8 protein-coding genes and 1 pseudogene are annotated in these 18,677 nt (G+C 64.5%); all 9 read left to right on the forward strand.

From position 1 onward, the window contains the following. Window positions 1-213 precede the first annotated feature (213 nt). Window positions 214-1,389, forward strand: a pseudogene (locus ODR01_RS20000) (DDE-type integrase/transposase/recombinase); the annotation flags it as partial. A 396-nt stretch (window positions 1,390-1,785) separates the two neighbouring features. Continuing rightward, window positions 1,786-2,400, forward strand: a complete 615-nt coding sequence (locus ODR01_RS20005; protein WP_316979468.1) for a sigma-70 family RNA polymerase sigma factor — start codon at window positions 1,786-1,788, stop codon at window positions 2,398-2,400. A 102-nt stretch (window positions 2,401-2,502) separates the two neighbouring features. Further along, the gene (locus ODR01_RS20010; RefSeq protein WP_316979469.1) at window positions 2,503-3,330 is read left to right on the forward strand and encodes a flagellin; all 828 of its coding nucleotides are present in this window, start codon (window positions 2,503-2,505) and stop codon (window positions 3,328-3,330) included. Between the two features lie 85 nt (window positions 3,331-3,415). Beyond that, window positions 3,416-5,101 carry a flagellar filament capping protein FliD gene (gene fliD / locus ODR01_RS20015; protein WP_316979470.1) on the forward strand — a complete coding sequence of 562 codons (1,686 nt, stop codon included), beginning with the start codon at window positions 3,416-3,418 and terminating at the stop codon, window positions 5,099-5,101. A gap of 11 nt (window positions 5,102-5,112) precedes the next feature. Beyond that, on the forward strand, window positions 5,113-5,568 hold the full coding sequence (locus ODR01_RS20020) for a flagellar export chaperone FliS (protein WP_316979471.1): 456 nt from the start codon (window positions 5,113-5,115) through the stop codon (window positions 5,566-5,568). 999 nt (window positions 5,569-6,567) lie between these two features. Further along, complete coding sequence (locus ODR01_RS20025; RefSeq protein ID WP_316979472.1) at window positions 6,568-12,960, forward strand: type I polyketide synthase; 6,393 nt, start codon at window positions 6,568-6,570, stop codon at window positions 12,958-12,960. Continuing rightward, the gene (locus ODR01_RS20030; RefSeq protein WP_316979473.1) at window positions 12,957-16,928 is read left to right on the forward strand and encodes a non-ribosomal peptide synthetase; all 3,972 of its coding nucleotides are present in this window, start codon (window positions 12,957-12,959) and stop codon (window positions 16,926-16,928) included. Before ODR01_RS20025 ends, ODR01_RS20030 begins: the two co-directional genes overlap by 4 nt. Then, a complete protein-coding gene (locus tag ODR01_RS20035; RefSeq protein ID WP_316979474.1) occupies window positions 16,925-17,773 on the forward strand; it encodes an SDR family NAD(P)-dependent oxidoreductase in 849 nt (282 codons plus the stop codon). The genes ODR01_RS20030 and ODR01_RS20035 overlap by 4 nt, the downstream gene beginning before the upstream one ends. A 15-nt stretch (window positions 17,774-17,788) precedes the next feature. Further along, window positions 17,789-18,676 carry an alpha/beta hydrolase gene (locus tag ODR01_RS20040; protein ID WP_316979475.1) on the forward strand — a complete coding sequence of 296 codons (888 nt, stop codon included), beginning with the start codon at window positions 17,789-17,791 and terminating at the stop codon, window positions 18,674-18,676. The last annotated feature ends 1 nt before the right edge of the window (window position 18,677 follow it).

Below are 18,677 nucleotides of genomic sequence, written 5' to 3' on the forward strand. Positions count from 1 at the left end.
GCCACACAGAAATTCAGGCGAAAAAAAGAAGGGAGCGTCGCGGTGTGGCGGAGAGTCTTCCTCGGTCGCGGAAGCTTCGGCCTCCCCCGGTCTAGAGTTTCGCGAGACACCTCATAACCGGTAGGTAACCGCGTGGAGGTGGAGCATGGACGAAAGCAAGACGCATGGCCCGGGGTCTTCGGAAGGAGCCCAGAGGGCGAGTGGAGAAGTCCCCGGGCCGGGCGTTGTCCGTGGCGGTGCAAGCGTGATGCGGTGCCGCGTCTGCTGAGAGGCGAGGATTTGGAGCGGGTATCGCGCTCGCCGGGGGTGACGGCCGCGCGCCTGTCCGAATGGCGGGACGAGTTCCTGGCTACCGGAGAGGCGGCGCTAGCGACGCGGGAGAAAGATAACCGGGACCTGGAGATCGACCGCCTCCGCGCCAAGTTGGGCGAGGTCTTGCTGGCCAAGGAACCGCTGGAGAGCAAAATCGACGTGATGGAGAGCGGCCGGCCTTTGGGCCGACGGAGATCGAAGCGATGAGCGTGAGGATGTCGCCATCGAGTGGTTGCGCCTACGGCATCGCTCGGGTCACGCAGGTCTGGCGGATCGGTCGGGCTTCGGTCTACCGCCACCGGGCCGCGGCGGTTCCGCCTCGGCGCCGTGGCCCGCCCCGTTTCCCTGTCAGATGCAGGCCTGGTTGACGAGACCCGGGCAAATGCTCATGGCGTCTCCGTTCCATGGCGAGGGCTATCGCAAGGTCTGGGCGCGGCTCCGGATCAAGGGCATCCGAACGGCCAAACGCCGGATCATGCGGTTGATGCGGGAGAACGGCCTCCAAGCTCCCCAGTGCCAAGGGCGCCCCAGAGAGCCGTGCAATCATGACGGTGTCATTCGCTCGAAACGGTGGACGAGATGTGGGGCACGGACCTGGCCGCCACCTGGACCGGCGAGCGGCAAGTGGCGGTGGTGATCGCCGTCGATCACTGTTCGGCGGAATGCGTAGGGATACACGCCTCGAAACGGGCGACCCGCTTCGAGGCCCTGGAGCCCACCCGTCGGGCCGTGCGCGACCGCTTCGGTGTCTTCGCCAAAGATGCGGCCAAAGGATTGAAACTCCGTCATGATCATGGAAGCCAGTACGCGGCGCACGACTTTCAGGCCGAGATCGCCTTCCTCGGTATTGAAAGCTCGCCCTCTTTCGTCCGTGTCCCGGAGGGAAACGGATGCGCCGAGCGCTTCATCCGCACACTGAAGGAGAGCTTGCTGTGGGTGCGAGGCTTCGACACCGTCGAGGATCTCCGCCAGGCCTTCATCGATTTCTGGTGCCGCTACAACGAGGAATGGATACTTGAGTGGCACGGATACAAACCCTCGGCCCACCAGATCACACCGCCCGCAGCGGCGGCATAGCCATCAACCCAGTGTCTCGATAACCGTGGACCGGTGCAGGAGGTTTTTGTTGCCTCCATCATACCTCCACAGGTTGTCGACAAAAACCCCATCATACTGCTCCAGATTCGTCTTCAAGTTTTGTGTAATTGAAATCTTCTGTGACGAACGCCGTTTCCATAAGAGTGCTGGTTGGTGGGGTATGGTGGCGGCTGTTTTGGTGTGAAAAATGTTTAATATTGTTTGTTGTTTTGTTATTTAAATCAACCAATGTTTAGAACATAAAATGATTTAGATTGTTTTTTTCGTGTTCAGTGATTTAATTTTTCTGAGTGTGTTTTACGATGATGGCGATGTTACTAGAAATGAATTTGATGTCGAGGCCAACAAGGCCCCCAATTAAGGGAAATAAACACGATGAAGCCCGAAACCTTGCCGTCCAGTCTTCCTGCTTCGGGGGCGGATTGCGATCTTGATGACAGCATTCTTTTGGAGCGGCTCAAGCTCGATGATGCAGAGGCTTACAGTATTCTTGTGAAGCGCCACCTTGATTATGCGTTTGCTCTTGCCCTGCGAATGCTACGAAATCCAGCAGATGCTGAGGATGTGGCGCAAGAATCCTTGGTCAAGGCCTGGACTCATCGCCACTCCTGGCAGTCGGGGCGAGCCAAGTTTTCCACGTGGCTTTACCAAGTGGTGTTCAATCGTTGTATCGACCTGGAACGTAGACCAAAAGAGATGTGTGTTGATGACGTGGCTGAACCGAAGGACGGACGACCCAATGCGGAGACCTCCATGCATCGCCGTCAGGTTTACGACAGCCTAGAGGACGCAATAGCTACCATCCCTGTGCAACAGCGCGCGGCCTTAACTCTTTCCTACTACAATGGAATGGGGAACGGCGAGATTGCGCTTGTGCTCGGTACCTCGAGGCAGGCGGTGGAGGGTTTGGTCAAGCGTGGGCGCCAGAAGCTGCGGGAACGTTTGCGCCATTCGGAGTACGACATTCGTCAAATTTTCGCCGACGATTAAAAAAATCGCCTGAATCGGGGGGCTCCTCCGTTCTATCCGTGACCGCTTGAAGAGCGGCCGATTTCCCCAACGGGATGACATGGATCAGAAGGAGACATCACTATGCCCGTCATTTCTACGAATACCGCCGCCAACTCGGCGCTCCGTTACCTCAACCTGAATTCTGCCGCCGAATCCTCCATTACCTCTAAGCTGGCTTCCGGTTCGCGCATCACCAAGGCCTCGGATGACGCCTCAGGTCTTGCTATCGGTACTCGTATCCAGTCCGATGTGACGGTGCTCAGCCAAGCTTCCACCAACGCCTCGCAAGGGACCGCGATCCTGCAGACCGCCGACGGTGGTCTCGCACGCATCGCCGACATCCTGCAGCGGATGAAATCCTTGGCCGCTCAATCCAACTCGGGCTCGGTGACCGATGCCGAGCGCAAATATGTTCAGTCCGAGTATGCAGAGTTGATCAAGGAAGTCGACGGTATCGCCACTTCTACCCGTTATAACGGCGTGTCGCTGCTCGACGGCGCCGGGGTCTACGGGGCGGGGGTCGATTTCATGGTTGGTACCGATGTTGCCGATGTGATCAACGTGAAAATCGCCTCGGCTAGTTCCACGACCCTCGCTATCGATGCCACCAAGGTCGATGTCCAGGCCGATGCGAAGACCGCGATCGCCGCCCTGGATACCGCGATTGGAACAATTTCCAGCCAACGCGCCAGTGTAGGAGCGAGCATGTCGCGGTTTGGTTTCCGATCTCAGACTATCAATACATCGCATGAGAACCTCAGTGCTGCCCAGTCCACAGTGATGGATGCCGACGTAGCGGCGGAGAAGTCCAAGCTCGCTTCGGCTAGCGTCAAATCCCAGGCGGCGATCGCCGCGTTGACGCAGGCGAACCAGATGCCGCAGCAACTCTTGAGTCTACTCAGAAGTTAAAAAGCTGTCTTCCGAGACTGCGTCTGGTGTCGACGAAGGGGAGAGGAGCGCTTCCGCTCCCCTTCCTTTTCCGTGATGAGGTGTCATGACTGCCATCGGAGACATATCGAGCGCCACAATGACGACCGGCCCTTCCGGGGCGGGGTATGACAATTTCGATACGAAGGCGCTGATCGAAGCCAAACTACAACCCCGTAGGAGCCGCATTAGCCGCCTGAATGACGAGGTCAAGGTTAATAGCGCGAAAATTTCGGCTTACAGCAATCTGCGAAGTAAGCTTTCGGCACTCGGCAGGACGGCGACGGCATTGCGGGCCGCGCCCGATAGCGGGGGAAGGGGGGGCGACGTGTTCCGCGCTCGCGAGGCTAAACTCGCCACGTCCTCCGGTGCTAGAGCGGAAACCTACCTGTCGGCCTCGGTGAGGAACGATACCGCGCTTAACAGCCATTCGATTTCAGTTTCCAAGGTCGCCAAGGCGAACATTCTCTCCTCTGCTGTCCGCTCGTCACAGAACGACGCATTGGGGTGGAGTGGTAGCTTTACCCTCGGTGCGGGAACCGCGCCTAATGTCACGGTGACCGTTAGTGTGGACATGTCCCTAACCGAGGTTGCCGAAGCGATCAATGCCGAAACCGGCGTCACCAAGATTGCGGCCTCGGTGATGAAAGTCGCGGACAATCAGTATCGATTGATCCTCACCGCTACCGAAACCGGGAAGACGATTCGTCTCGCGGATACCGCGGGGAACTCGCTCCTCGCCGATGCTTCCAAGTTCGGCTTGATCGACAATAGCGGTAACGTCAAGGCCGAGAATGTGCTTCAGGCGGCACAGAACGCCGAATTCACGGTTGATGGAGTCTCCCTGATCCGTAGTGGTAACGACGTGGATGATGTGCTGTTGGGGGTTACCTTGCGCATCTACAATCCGACTCCGGATCGGGAAGTGTTGACGCTCAAGGTCAACCATAACCTCAACACCATCAAGACGGCGGTCACCTCGTTCGTCGAGTCCTACAATGCTCTCCGCGACATCGTCATTTCCGGCCAGGCAACCAAGCCCGACGGTAGTGCCGACGGAAATGCCACCTTGTTCGGCGACGTCAATCTACGCGCCGTCGCCGCTATCCAGAATATCCTGAGTTCAAGCGTAGATGGCAGAGGGCTCGGAGAACTCGGTATCAAATTCGACGCGGATAACAAGCTTACGATCAATGACGGGCTTTTAAACAAAGCCTTGCTGAACGACCTTGATGCCGTCGAGACGTTGTTCAGCTATAGGGCGGCGATATCGTCCGGCGATTTGACGCTGTTGCGCCATCCGAACTCCAGCTTCACTTTCGAATTAAACGTCACTGTGGATGCGGACGGTAAGGTGACTGGAGCCGACGTCGACGGCGATACCTCGACGTTTAGCGTCAGCGGCAGCGCGATCATTGGCAAGCCAGGCACCGCCTACGAGGGACTGGCACTGCTCTATACTGGCAGAACCTCGAAAACCATCTCTGTCAAGTTGAGCCAAGGCGTGGCCGACCGGATGCATTACGTGGCGGACAAATTCGCAGACGCCGACAATGGCATCTTGTCGGGATTGATCTCGTCGTTGAGCAAGACGAACGGCGACGTCGATAAGCGTATCCAGGCCCTTGAGGCTTCGACTAAGGGTTACGCCCAATACCTCTCTACACTGTACGGTAGGATGGCTAACCGTATTTCGCAGGCCCAAACTACCATCAAACTTTTCCAAGCGTTTTTGAAAAGCGGTCTCGACTAGGAGGTTGTTCGATGGACTCCCGATACGCTTTGTCCGCCTACCGAAACGCCAATATGACCTTGCCACCGCTGCTCGCGGTCGTGTCGTTTTATGATGAGGTTTTGGTATGCCTGCGTTCTGCCGCCGAAGCCGCTGAAAGTGGTGACTTCGGCGTGCAGTTCGACCAGGTGCGGCGCGCCACCGACATCCTGCGCGTTCTGCTGGCGGCCCTTGATCTAGAGCGCGGCGGAATACTCGCCGAGCGACTGCGTGACGGCTACGAGAACAATATGGTCGCGCTGATGGGGACGGTGGGGAAGCCGAACGCCTCGGAATGTCTCGCTCGTATAGGCAACGGATTGCGAGAACTGCGAGATGCCTGGCGCGAAATCGCGAGCAAACAGGAGGTCAGAACAGAAGCGTCACCTCACGAAGGTAGGGCTGTGCGCGACGAAAGGTCTAGAAGGCCTTTAGAGAGGGATGAATGAGGCTAAGTACGTTTTGCGAACTTCTCGACCAATACGAAGGGTATCCGTTCGAGTGGCCGTCGGTCCAACGGTCGGAAGCTATAGGTTTGCTTAAAACATCCTTGGAAGCGCAGAATGCGCTTGAGGAAGCCCGGTGGATGGAAATGCTTCTCAGAAAGATGCCTACCCCGGACCCCAGCCCGGATGCGATCGACCGGGTGATGGCTCGGATTCAAGAGCACGAGCGGCATATGCGAAAGCCGATATAGCCGATATAGGAGACACTCGGATGAGTACTCCTCGAAAAACCGCCTTGCTACCAAGTCGCCCGTGAAGTATCCGCTTCCGCGACCTGACTAGACGGTTTTGGGCTGTCGGGATAGATTGGGTGTACAGATACGGTAATCGCCTGACAGGTGCCGCTCCTGGCGGGGTATTTTAAGCGGCTTTCTGTTTGGTTTCCTCCTTTCCGTTTCGAGGTTTCGGGAGGCCTTCGACGAAGGCCTTGGCGGGGGTGCGGCCTGGCCAGGGAGGTTGATTTGTCAATGGCAACTGGACAATGCCCCTGGACGGCGATACGACCATGTGTGGGTTGGATGTTCCGCGCACTGTCATTCTAATTATCGATTTCAAGGGGCGTTATGTGTGTGGTGCGCGTCGTTCTTCCGGACGGAGAGCCCCTCCTTGAAATGGAGATGGCGTAAAATGCATCGGAACCGATCCGAGATTCGACCGCCGACCGGCGTCCTGCGGATCGGCCGACGAGGTTCGGGCCATGTTCTTTGAGTTCGCGCTTATCGGGGCGGCCCATCTCGGAGCGAAAAAGCTGCATAAGGATGGTTCGCTGGCCGCCAGGGGGCGCAAGATCGCCGCTGACATCGCCGGGCGTATCGCCGATCTTGTTTTCCCAATCGTGAAGGCAGCCACTCACCCAGCGGCATCGGCCGCGACCTCTCCCTCGCCTCCCCGCTCCTCCGCGTTCCACGGGAAGGGCCAAGCAATCGGCTGTCGCGAACGGGCATGATGCGACAGAGGAATGACCGGGATCACATCGCCGTCGTCGGCATGAGCTGCCGTTTTCCGGGCGGAGCGAACTCGCCCGCGGAATTCTGGCGGATTCTGTCGACCGGCCTTGACGTGATCGGGGATGTTCCGGCCTCGCGGTGGGACAAGCTCGCGTACTACGACCCGGACGTGGCCGCTCCCGGCAAGATGTGCACGACGCGCGGCGGCTTCATGGACGTGCCCGTCGACCGCTTCGATCCGGCCTTCTTCAACATCTCCCCCAAGGAGGCGGCCGACATGGATCCCCAGCAGCGGATCCTGTTGGAACTCTGCTGGGAGGCCTTCGAGGACGCCGGCATGCCTCCCCTCTCGCTGCGCGGGAGCGACACCGGCGTGTTCATCGGCGTGTCGAGCACCGATTATTCCGACATCGGTATTCACGACAACATCCTTCACGCCACCAGCTATTCGCTGACCGGCAGTTGTTACAGCGCGCTCGCCGGGCGCGTCTCCTTTGTCTTCGGGTTGGAAGGGCCGAGCCTCGCGATCGACACCGCCTGCTCGTCGTCGATGGTGGCGATCGACAACGCGTGCTCGTGTCTGCGGCTCGGTCGGACGGGCCTGGCCGTGGCGGGCGGCTTCAACCTGATGCTCAGCCCGGACATGCAGATTTGCCTGACCAAGCTCCGCGCCCTGTCGCCCGACGGGTTGTGCAAGAGCTTCGACGCCGATGCGAAGGGGTATGCGAGGGCCGAAGGCGGCGGCCTGGTCGTTCTGAAGCGCCTTTCCGACGCGCTGGCGGCGGGCGACCGGATTCTGGGCGTGATTCGGGGGTCGTTCGTCAACCAGGATGGCGAGAGTACCGGCATCTCCGCCCCCAATGGCCGCGCGCAGGAGAAGGTCATCCTGGGCGCGCTCCGCGAGGCGGGGCTCGATCCGGCCGAGGTCGACTACATCGAGACGCACGGCACCGGAACGCGGGTCGGCGACCGCACGGAACTGACGGCCATCGGCCATGTCATGGAAGGGGTCCGCGGAAAGGAGAACCCGCTCGTCGTCGGCTCGGTGAAATCCAACATCGGACACCTGGAGGCGGCGTCGGGTATTGCCGGACTGGAGAAGGTTCTGCTCGCCTTCCGGTACGGCGTCATTCCCGGCAACCTGCACTTCGACACCCCCAATCCCGCCATCGAGTGGGACCGTTGGCCGGTCGAGGTGGCCTCGGCGAACCATCCCTGGCCGCGCAGCGACAAGCCCCGGATCGCGGGCGTCAGTTCCTTCGGTTTCGTCGGGACGAATGCCCATCTCGTCATCGAGGAGCCGCCCGCCCTTGCGCAAAGGCATGTCGCGGAACGCTCCCACCACACGCTCCTCCTCTCCGCCCGCACGCCGGACGCTTTGCGGACGCTGATCCGGCGCTATGTCGCCTTTCTCAAGGATTTCGACGGCGACGATCTCGCCGACATTTGCCACACCGCCACGATCGGCCGTTCCCATCTTGAATACCGCGTTGCCGTGACGGGAGAGGACAAGGGGGGGATTCTCGACGGTCTGGCCGATCTTCTGGAACAGGAAGACTTCGCCCATGTCGGCCGCGAGCGCGGCGTCGCCTTCCTCTACACGGGCCAGGGCGCGCAATACGTCGGCATGGGCGGCGGGCTGTTCCGAACCCAACCGGAGTTCCGCCGCGCGATGGAGGAGTGCGACGCGATCTATCGCCAGGCCGAGGGCGCCTCGCTCATCGACCTGCTGTACGGCGAGGACGCGACCTCCGCGACCGTCGACAACACGCGCTATTCCCAGCCCCTGCTCTTCGCCGTCGAATACGCGTTGACGCGGTTGTGGCGCTCGTTCGGCGTGGAGCCGGCGGTCGTGATCGGTCACAGCGTCGGCGAGTATGTCGCGGCCTGCGTCGCGGGCGTGTTCGACCTCGAGGACGCGCTGCGCTTGGTCTCGCTGCGCGGCCGACTGATGGGGAGCGCGCCGGGCCGCGGAATCATGGTCGCCGTCTCGGCCGCGCCGAATGTCGTGGTGCCGCTTCTCGGTGGCCGCGGGGATCGCGTCTCGCCCGCCGCGTTCAATTCGCCCGACAACACGGTGATCAGCGGCTTCGCCGACGCGATGGAACCCATCCTGGAGGAATTGGAGAAGCGCGGACTCCGGTATCAGGAACTGCGCGTCTCGCATGCCTTCCATTCGCCGCAGATGGAGCCGGTGCTGGACGAGTTCCGGCGCGCGGTCTCGGCCGTTACCCTCCGCGAGCCTCGAATTCCGCTGATCTCCAACGCGACCGCCGCGATTGCCGGGCCGGGGTTGTTGACCGATCCCGAATACTGGGTACGCCATCTGCGCGGCACGGTCCGCATGAGCGAATCCCTGGAGAGCCTGCGCGGCCTCGCTTGTGCCGCGTGCCTGGAGGTCGGTCCCCGCCCCACCCTCCTTTCCTTCGCCGAGCGGTGTTTGGGCCACGATCGGCCGCGCGCCGCGGCGTCGACGCGTTTCCGCGTCCCCGATTTCCAGGCGTTGGGCGAGGCGGCGGGCGAGTTGTATCAAGCCGGCGTCGATCTCGATTGGGCGGCGTGGGACGCCCCCTTCGGCGGACGCAAGGTCGCCCTGCCGACCCATCCCTTCGGCGGCCAGCGCCATTGGGTGGAGAGATCCGAACCGACGGTCGAGCCCCGGTCGGGGGCGTCCGTCGTCGCGGGACATCCGATCATCGGTCAAAGGCTGGAAACGCCGGCGCTGCCGGGCGCGGTGATCTTCCAGGCCGACGTCTCCCGCGGTCGGCATCACTTTTTCCCCGAACACGTCATTCTGGGCGTGGAAACGGCGCCGGGCGCCGCCCTGCTGAGCTGGATCTGGCTCGCCGGCCGCGAGTTGTTCGCCGACGAACCGTTCCGTCTGACCGACATCCAATTGATCCAGCCGTTGATCCTGTTTGACGCCGACCGCACGGTGCAGATCGTCGTGCGGGACGTGAACCGAAGCCGCTGTTCCTTCGAGCTTCTGAGCCGCGAGGGGGGATCGGACGGCTGGGTGAAGCATTGCGAGGGGTGGATCGAGCGCGGGGAACCGCCGCTTCCCGGCCCCTCCGTCGATTTGGACGCGTTGAGCGACCGCCTCGACTTCCGGGTGAGCGGGGCCGAATTCTACGCGACGATGTCCAGTCTGGGGTACGAGTACGGTCCGCTCTTCCGATGCGTGGAGGAGGCGGGAAGCGCCGGCGACGACATCCTCGGCGGATGGCGGGTTCCCGAACGCGACGCGCGCACGCGCGACTATTGGATCACGCCAGGTGAACTCGACACCATCTTCCAGACGCCCGCCGTCGCGCTGATGGGCGATGGCGCCGCCGCGCCCGACGAGGGGCTGATCCACATTCCCTTCTACGTCAAGTCGTTGACCGTCCACCGGCCGTTCGCGCCGGGGCTTTCGCGCGTCCACACCCGGACCGAGGCGACCAAGGCGGCGGGCGGGGGCGGTTCGGTCGAAAGCTCGATGCGCGTTTACGACGAGCGGGGGCAACTCGTCGTCTCGGTCGAGGGCTTCGTAAGTGCCGCCGTGTCGCGCCAAGCCCTGCGACGGGAGGAGAGCCTGAAACAGCTCCGCCGCTTGGTTTACATCGAGGAGTGGCCGAGGGAGGCGCTTCACCCGACAGGTGAGGAGGAGAAACCGCGAGCCTGGGTGCTGTTCGGCGAACCCCATCCGGCGCTTGAAACGCTCGCCGCCCGGTTGCCGGGTCGCGTTTTCCGGCTGGAGCCGGCGGAGCGTCCCGAGGATCGCGGCGGCCGACGGTTCGGCGTCGATTGGGAGAAAGAGGGCGCCCTCGCCGAGGCCTTCGCGCGGCTGGGGTTGGAAGGGGGCGATCCCGTCGCCGTCGTCCACATGCGGCCCGCCATTTCCGCAGATTTCGGGCGGAACACGTCCGCCGATCTCGTCGCCGACGCCGATCGTCGGCTGCAGGGCGCGCTCGCGCTGACGAAAGCCCTTGCCTCGGCGACCTTCCCCGCCCGGTTGTGGATCGTCACCACGGGCGACCGCCTGATCCTCGACGAGGATGCCGGCCCCCGGCTTCGCGCGGGCGGTCTCGACGGCTTCACGGCCGTGGCGGCGCTGGAAATGGCGGATCGCCGACCGACCCATGTCGACCTCTCGCCCGATCCGGACGAGGTCGAACTGGCGGCGCTCGCCGCCGAGATGACGGCCGACGGGCCGGAATCCCGGGTGTGTCTGCGCGGCGACCGGCGTTTCGTCGCGCGTTTCACGCGTCGGCTTCCGGGCGGGAGCGACGAAGCGGTTGCGCCGCGCGAGCCGTACACGCTGGAGATCGGCGGCGGCGGTTTGGACGACATGCGCCTCGTCCCGCAAGATCGGCGGGAACCGGGACCGGGCGAGGTGGAGTTCGAGATCGTCGCCACCGGCGTCAACTTCAAGGACGTGTTGCGTTCGCTGGGCGAGTTGAGTGACACGGCGAACCGTGTCGGCGGGGAGGCGGCGGGCGTCGTCACCCGCGTCGGAGCGGGCGTTGACGATCTGCGCCCGGGCGACGCGGTGATCTCGCGCGACATGGCGGGCGGCGGCTTCAGCGCCTATCAGACCTCGCAGCGTCGTTTCCTGACCCGCAAGCCCGACTTCCTGACCTTCGAGGAGGCGGCGACAATCTCCATCGCCTTCATGACCGCCCGCCACGGCCTGTTCGAACTGGGGAAGCTCCAAAAGGGCGAGCGCGTGTTGATCCACGCGGGTGCGGGCGGCGTCGGTCTGGCGGCGGTTCAGCAAGCGCTCAACGCCGGGGCGGAGGTGTTCGCCACGGCAGGATCGCGACGCAAGCGCGACTATCTGACGCGGATCGGCGCGCACCATGTTTTCAATTCCCGTTCGCTCGACTTCGCCGACGAGGTGAGGCGTCTCACCGGCGGGCGCGGCGTTCACGTCGTGCTCAACTCGCTGACCGGCGAACACCTGCGGCGGAGTCTCCTTCTGCTCGTCGACGGCGGGCGGTTCCTGGAACTTGGCAAGCGGGAAATTCTGTCGGAGGAGGCGGTTCGCGAGATCCATCCGACGGCGCGGTATCAGGCCTTCGACCTGACCGACGTCGTGGCTGGGTCGGCGGACGGTCGTGCCGACATGATGGCAGCGATCCTGCGCGAGATGGAGAGTGGCGCCCTCTTCGCGCCGCCGGTCAGGGTCTTCCCCGTCGAACGGGCCTCCGATGCCTTCCGCTTCATGTCGCGGGCGCTGCACATCGGCCGCGTGGCGCTCTCCCACCGCGCGGAAATCCGCGGGCGCGGACAGTCGGGCGAGAAGCGGCTTCGCGCCGATGGGGTCTATCTCATCACCGGCGGCCTCGGCGCGCTGGGACTGGAGTTCGCGGAATGGCTGGCGGCGGGAAAGGTTGGCGGAATCGTGCTGACTGGCCGCCGCGCGCCCTCGGAGGAAGCCGCCGCGCGGATCGAGGCGATGCGTGCCGGCGGAACGGAGGTGACGGCCGTCCGGTGCGACATCGCCGATCCCGACGACGTGCGAAGGTTGATGGAAGGGATCGACGGATCGCCCCTTGCGTTGCGCGGCGTGATCCACGCGGCGGGCATCCTTGATGATCGGACCATCGCGCGAATGGATTGGGAGCGCTTCACGACGGTCCTCCGCCCGAAGATGCTGGGCGCCTGGAACCTGCATCTGGCGACGCTCGACCGGCCGCTCGACTTCTTCGTCGTCTTCTCCTCGGCTGCCGCCACGCTGGGCAACCGGGGGCAAGTCAACTATGCGGCCGGCAACGCCTTCATGAACGCGCTCGTCGATCACCGCCGTTCCCTGGGGCTCAGCGGTACGGCCGTGTGCTGGGGACCGTTCGCCGATGTCGGCATGGCCGCGACGGGAAGCGAGGCGGGCGAGCGGATGGCGAAAAACGGCATCCTCGGCATCAAGCCCGCCGATGGCGTCGCCGTTCTCGCCGCGATCCTCAAGCGCGACATCCCGGTGACGACGGTCGCCGACATGGATTGGGGCCGGTTCCTGGAGACGGTGCCGGGTGACATCGCCTCCACCTTGTTCTCGCGATTGGCCGTGCCCAAGACAGCGGCCGCGCCCGAACGGGCGCCGGGGGCGGAGGAGGCGGGCGCGGGATCGCCGGCCGAGCGGATCCGCGCCGCGACGCCCGAGGAGCGCCCGGCGGCGGTCCTGACCGCGATCCGGAGGATCGTCGCCAAGGTCATGGGGCACGAGGACGCTTCGGCGGTGCCGACCGACACCTCCCTGATGCGCCTCGGCCTCGATTCCCTGATGGCGATGGATTTCCGCAATCGGGTGGAGAAACGGCTGTCGGTCTCGGTGCCGTTCGGTTTCCTGGCGGAACAGGCGAGCCTGGAGACCATCGCGGCGGACATCGTGAAGGAGATCGGCGCATGAGGCGACCGGTCCCGGCGGGGGAGGGGGTGCGGCGACCGATGACCTCTTCTTCGAACGCGGCCCGGCGCGCGCCCATGTCCTCGGCGCAGCGTCGCCTTTTCCTGCAATGCCGGTTGCCGGGCGGGGATCGGGCCTATCATCTGGTCCACGTCGCACGGGTCCGCGGTCCTTTCTCGCTCGACGCCGCCCAGGCCTTTGCCGAACGGATGGTCGCCCGCCACGACGCCTTCCGGTGCGCCTTCCGTTTCGAGGCGGGGGAGTTCGTTTGCGACGTTCACGATCGCGTCGACGTCCGTCTCACGGTTTCGAACGAGGGGGATTTCGACCCCGAAACGGATCTCGGCGCGCTGGTGGAGGCTTGCGATCAACCCTTCGATCTCGCGATCCCGCCGCTGTTCCGCGTTGTCGTCCGGCCCGTCGGACCGAATGACCGGATCGTGGTGTTCGTCTGCCATCACCTGATTTTCGACGGACGCTCCGCCGCCCTTATCGCCGAGGAGATGCGGACCGTCCTCGCGGGAAACGAACTCGAACCGCTCGATCGCGGCTACGCCGATTTCGCCGAATGGGAGTCCTCATTTCTCGCGTCCGACGAATACGCCCGGCAACGGAAATTCTGGCTCGATCGCCACCGGACCCTGCCTGTGCGCCCGAAATTGCCCACCGACTTTCCGCGGCCGGCGGTGAAAAATTTCGAGGGCGCCTCGCTCATTGACTATCTCGACTCCCGTGCGGTGAAGGCGCTTTCGATCTCGCGCGGCACCACGATGTTCATGACGCTGCTCGCCGCCTTTTTCTGCGCGCTACACCGGTTCACCGGACAGCGGGAGATCACGCTCGGCACGCTCGTTTCCCCGCGCGAGGCGGGGGGATTCGGCCATGTCGTCGGCCTTTTCGCCAACACCCTGCCGCTGACCGGGCGGATCGATCCCGAGATGCCCTTCACGGATATTCTCGATCGGGTGCGGGCGCTGGTTCTCGACGCCATGCGGAATGCCGAGTTCCCCTTCGAGCATTTGGTCGCCGCGCTGCCCTTCATCGAGCCGAACGAGTGGAACCCGCTGCTCGACATCGTCTTCAACTTCGAGCGGACGGCGAGGCGGCGCGCCGACGTTATTGGCGGCACGACGATCGAGACGATCGACCTGTACGCCGACGTGGCCATGTTCGACCTCGCGGTCGATCTCGTGGAGTACGAGGACGCGGTCCGTGTCCGCGTGGAGTATTCGAGCGCCCTTTTCCGCGGGGAGACGGTGCGCGGTCTGCTCGACGGCTATTTCGCGATCGTGCGCCGGGTCTGCGAGCGGCCCGACACGCCGATCGGCGAGCTTTCCCTGGTGTCGGACGAAGCCTGGGCGCGGATCGCCGCGGGCAACGACACGAGCCGGCCGCTCGCGCCCGGCACCTTCCTCGACGTCTGGAGGAAACAGGCGGTGCGGCAGGGCGATTATCCGGCGTTGCGCCTGGGCGAAGACGAGATGAGCTACGGGCGCGTCGAGACCCGCTCCAACCGTCTGGCGCGCGCATTGATCGATCGCGGAGTTCGGCCGGGATCGGTCGTCGCCTCGGCGCTGGACGGCGTCATCGATTGGCCGGTCCTGTTGCTGGCGATCTGGAAGATCGGCGCCATCTACCTGCCGGTGTCGCCCGACGCGCCGGTGCGGCGGACGGCCCTTCAGCTAAAGGACGCGGCCGCCGTTCTGCTGGCGACGCGCGCCGCCGACCGGGCCGTCTTCGCCGATTTCCCGATCGCCGCGACGATCGAGGAACTCAACGCCGTCGCCGGCTCCCTTCCCGCCGACGATCCGGGCCCCGGCCCTGCGCCCGGCGATCCCGCCTACATCATCCACACCTCGGGCAGTTCCGGGACGCCGAAGGGCGTCATCGTCGATCACCGGGCGGTCCACAGCCACATCGAAGCGGTGCGCGGGGTCTATCGCCTGCGTCCCGACGACAACGTGCTTCAGTTCGCTTCGCCGACCTTCGACGCCTCGCTGGAACAGGTTCTGGTCGCGCACGCGGCGGGCGCCTGTTCCGTCCTTCTCGCCTCGCGTTTCATGGATCCCGAAACTCTTCTGGAGGAGATCGAGACGCGAGAGATCACCGTCGCGGAGTTTCCGCCAGCGCTTCTGCGCGAGTTGATCCCCCATCTCAAGCCGCGAAGCCTTCGGCGTCTTCGCCGGCTGATCTCGGGCGGCGACGCGCTTGACGCGCGGACGGCGGCGGAGGCGCTTCATTTCCTCTCCTCCGAGGCGCGTTTGCTCAACATCTACGGCCCGACCGAGGCGACGATGGCGGCGTCGGTGTTCACCGTTCCGGCAGACCTCTCTCGCTGGAGGGCACGGCCAAGCCTGCCCATCGGAAAGCCGCTGCCCAATACGCGTTTTTACGTCCTCGGACCGGGCGACGTCCTGCTCCCTTCCGGCGTTCCGGGGGAACTCGCCATCGCCGGCGAGAGATTGGCGCTGGGATACCTCAATCGCCCGGCGGCGACGGCCGAGAAATTCGTCGAGATCGACGTCCGGGGCGTGACCGAACGCATCTACAGGAGCGGCGACCGCGCCCGTCTGCTCGAGGATGGCGACGTCGAGTTCATGGGGCGGCTGGATCGTCAGGTGAAATTGCGCGGCTATCGCGTCGAGCTTGGCGAAATCGAACGGACGCTCCTCGGCTTGCCGGGCGTGGAGGAGGCGGTCGTCGTCAAACTGGGGGAGGAGAACGCGCGCCTGGTTGCCTTCGTCGTCCCCCGGCGGGCGTCCGAGATCGACGGAGGTGCGCTTCAGGAGGCGCTTCGCGAACGCCTGCCGGAACACATGATCCCCTCGATGATCACCATCGTCGGAGCCCTGATGAAAAACGCGGCGGGAAAAATCGACCTCGCCGCGCTGCCCGAGACGGGAGGACGCGAAGCGGATCGAGGCGGGCCAGAAGCGCCGCTCGATCCCGTCGAGTGGGCGGTGTGGGACATCTGGCGCCGCGTCCTGGGGACCGACGACCTCGGCCGGAACGACACGTTGCTGAGGATGGGCGGCAACTCCCTCACCGCGTTGCGCATCATGGTGGAGGTACGCGACCGCTTCGGCGTCGATCCGCCCCTGTCCCTGATGCTGAAATCCCCGACCGTCGCCAGGCTGGCGGAGTTCCTTCGCGACGCCGACGCGAGCCGCCCACCCTGCTGCGTCGTGGCGCTGGGGGACGGCGGCGGCGGGGCTCCCGTCATTCTCCTTCCCGGCCTCGGCGGACAACTGCTGGACCTGCACGAGATTTCGCGGTGGCTGGGCGACGGTCGCCGGGTCTTCGGCGTCCAGTATCCGGCCGACGCGGGGAGGATCGAGGATTTGGCGGGACGCGTGGAGCGCGATCTCGATGCGGGGCTGTCTGGCGCCGTCCTGGTGGGACACTGCTTCGGCGCCCATGTCGCTTTCGAACTGGCGAGGCGATTGGAGAAGGCCGGCGTCCGTCCGGGCGCGGTGGTCGCGCTGGACGCCGCTCCGCCGGGGACGGAATCGACACGTTATACCCCGTCGCGGCCGGCGCTGATCGATCTGACGGTCAGGATGCTGCTGGGCGACCGGGACGGGGCGGCCTGGCCCGACACCCGGGCCGACGCCGACCCCGACGAAATCCTCGAGACAGCCGTTGCCCTTCTCAAAAGCGCGAACCGCGTGCCGAACGGCACCGACGCGGCGGCCCTTGGTGGGGCACTGGATATACTTGCCCAGCGTGCGGCCTCGCTTGCCGCCCATCTGCCCGCCGGGCCGATCCGAACGGACATCCACCTGTTCAAGGCGCCGGAGTCCGCGGCGGACGGGGAAGAGTGGGACTGGTCGCCGTTCACGTCGGGCCTCTTCCGGCAACACCCGGCCCCCGGGAGTCATTTCGGCATGATCAAGGGTGAAATTGCGCCGGTGCTGGCGGATCTCATCCGAAAGGCAGTGTCCGACGGCGGAAATGGGGGAACCACGTGAAGAACCTCGGCGGAAAGACGGCGGTCATCACCGGAGCGGCGACCGGCATCGGCCGTGCCCTCGCCCTTCGTTGCGCGGGCGCGGGAATGAACGTCGTGCTTGCCGACATCGACAAGGCGGCGCTGGAGGCGACGCGGGGAGAGCTAGGCCAGTCGGGGGCGAAGGCGATCGCCGTGCCGACCGACGTGTCGTCGCCCGAACGGGTGGAAGAACTCGCCCGAAAGGCGGTGGAGGCCTTCGGCGCGGTCCATCTGCTGTGCAACAACGCGGGCGTTGCTTTCGGAACCTCGGTCTGGGAAACCTCCCTCGATGATTGGCATTGGGTGCTGGGCGTCAACCTCTGGGGCGTCGTCCACGGCGTGCGGATCTTCATGCCGATCCTCCTGGAACAGGGGGGCGAGGCCCACATCGTCAACACCGCGTCGATCCAGGGATTGATCACCCATCACGCCCTTTCGGCCCCCTATCAGGTCAGCAAACACGCGGTGGTCTCGCTTTCCGAGCAGTTGCGCTTCGAACTGGCCAGGCGGGGGGCGGCGGTCGGCGTCTCGGTCCTCTGTCCGGGATGGGCGCGGACGCGGATCGGAGATTCAGGGCGCCTCCGCCCGCCCACCGAACGCCCGGGCGAGGTGGCGGCCTTCGCCCCGGATCAGGAGGAGGCCTACGAGCATTGCATGAAGGCCGTCGAGAACGGGGCCGATCCCGACGAGGTGGCGGCCCGGACGCTCGACGCCGTGCGCGAGAATCGTTTCTACGTCCTGCCGCACCCCGAATGGAAGGCGCGCATCCGCGACAGGATGGAGGGGATTCTGGACGAACGCGCGCCCGACACGACGCTTTATTGAAACGGAGTCGGTGAAATGCGGGAGGACGTCGTTTTTTCGAGCGGAGGGGTCGATCTCGCCGGCTGGCTGTTCACCCCCGGCGACGATGGAAAGAAGCGTCCGGCGATCGTCATGGCGCATGGCTTTTCGTGCGTGAAGGAACAGGGGCTGGAGCCCTTCGCCCGGTGTTTCGCGGCGGCCGGTTTCGTCGTTCTCGTCTTCGATCACCGTTGTTTCGGCGCCAGCGGCGGGGAACCGCGCGGTCGATTGTTCCCCTTGGATCAGGTCGAGGACTACGCCTGCGCCCTGACGTGGCTCGCCCAGCGACCGGAGGTCGATCCCGAACGCCTAGGCGTTTGGGGAACCTCGTTCTCCGGCGGGGTGGTGTTGCGTCTGGCGGCGGGCGACCGGCGGGTCCGCGCGGTCGTTGCCCAGGTGCCCTCCGTCGTGAACGCGGGGAATTCGGCCTTCATGGAGCGGGGGGAAAACGGCATCCTCACGCAGTTGATCCGTCTGGCGGAAAGCGCGCCGGACGCCTTCGGAAGCGGCGAGGGAACGATCCCGGTGACGGCGGGAGAGGGGGACATCGGCGTCCTCGCCGTCCCGGAAGCGCTGGCGATGTACCGCTCGCCGGAATGGTCGGTTCCCTCGTGGCGCGGCCGGATCACGGTCGATTCCCTGGAAAAAATCCGCGACTTCGATGCGACCGTCGGGATCGAGGGATCGGCGCCGGCGGCGATTTTGATGATCGCGGCGGAACGGGACTCCCTTATCCCGCCCGATCTGGTGCGGCGGGCCTACGAGCGCGCGGGAGAACCGAAGGAACTGCGGATTCTGCCCTGCGGTCACTTCGACGTGTACCGACCCCCGTGGCGGGATAAGGCCGCCGGCTTGGCCGCGGCGTGGTTCGAGCGGTTCCTGTGAC

The organism is Shumkonia mesophila (assembly GCF_026163695.1).
Lineage (GTDB): Bacteria > Pseudomonadota > Alphaproteobacteria > Rhodospirillales > Shumkoniaceae > Shumkonia > Shumkonia mesophila.